The following is a 1,260-nucleotide window of genomic DNA, read 5'->3' on the forward strand; positions in this document are numbered from 1 at the left end:
AGTTCATCGGCAGGGCTAACAAACGCATTAACCACTCGCTACGCTCGCTTGGGACAAAAACACGTAGGCTCCCTCGCTTCGCTCGTTATTGTAGCCTACGTCTTTTTGCCCGTTATGCGGAGCGTTAGGTGTACAAATGGACCTGCATAAATGGAAGAAACAAGGAAGTATAGCCATATGGAGATACGTACCTTTTCAGAAGAACTTTCCTGGTTGGCATATGACGTGTGACCAACAAGGTTATCAGTCTCTTTTAGAACTGCTCTCAATATTGTCGTGTTCTCCTGTTGGATCTAAGCGAACTTTTGTTTTGGATACACCTGATAAATGGAGTGCCTCATCGAGCCTTAAAAAAATACCTGAATCTAAGGCTGTCTTAGTACTCTGTGAGGAAGATGAGGTATGAGATCTAAAAAATGAGGACGGAAAGTTAGTTCTTTCTATCTCTCTTGATAATATTCCTAGTCTTAGTTCGTCAATCGATTCAGCAAAATCAGGTGAATATGATTTTTCATATCGTCCAAAAAAAGGACTCAATTTGTGGTTTTGGTAGGTACACCTAACAAGCAATTAAACAGGGATAAAAAACTTACGGGCTTTTCGCTTCGCTCAATTTTAGCCCAAAATTTTTTACCCGTTAATCGGGCGTTATGTGCCAGAGGAAATTTAGGATTCTATGGCTTTAAGTGAATTTGAAATTAAAAAAGTGGAGAAGGCAGCTGAATCGTTTCTAGCTGCTCGTAGGCCACCTCCAGAATTTCGCAGTAAACTAGATATTGGCTGGCGTTTAGAAGACCAATCTTTGTTTATCTTTGAAATTCGCCCGGTTTGGAATAATCCAAGCGAATATAAAGAATATCCATTTGCTAAAGCCAGTTTTGTTAAGTCTCAAGGTATCTGGAAAATCTATTGGTTGCGTCAAAATCTAAAATGGTACAGCTACGAACCTACGCCACAAGTTAAGTCAATTGAGTCGGTATTCTCAACGGTAAACAGTGACGATCATGGCTGCTTTTTTGGGTAGGCACATAACAAACGCATTAACACTCGCTGCGCTCGCTAGGGACAAAAACACGTAGGCTCCCTGCGCTTCGCTTGGTATTGTAGCCTACGTGTTTTTGCCCGTTATGCGGGCGTTAGCCCCCAGTACTATCTCAATGTTGCTCAGCAACGCTGTTATACAGAAACGGCAAGGGCTACCCACCCGGCTCACCTTTCCGCAGTCAGCCCAGCTTCTTTTTTTTGGCAGCGCTATAAACG

1 protein-coding gene is annotated in these 1,260 nt (G+C 42.6%); it reads left to right on the forward strand.

What is annotated here, in order from left to right; genetic code table 11:
• Positions 1–676 precede the first annotated feature (676 nt).
• Complete coding sequence (locus DXV75_RS16985; protein WP_115594610.1) at positions 677–1,024, forward strand: DUF3024 domain-containing protein; 348 nt, start codon at positions 677–679, stop codon at positions 1,022–1,024.
• Positions 1,025–1,260 lie beyond the last annotated feature (236 nt).

Origin of the sequence: Alteromonas aestuariivivens (assembly GCF_003367475.1) — a bacterium.
Taxonomy (GTDB): Bacteria; Pseudomonadota; Gammaproteobacteria; order Enterobacterales; family Alteromonadaceae; genus Alteromonas; species Alteromonas aestuariivivens.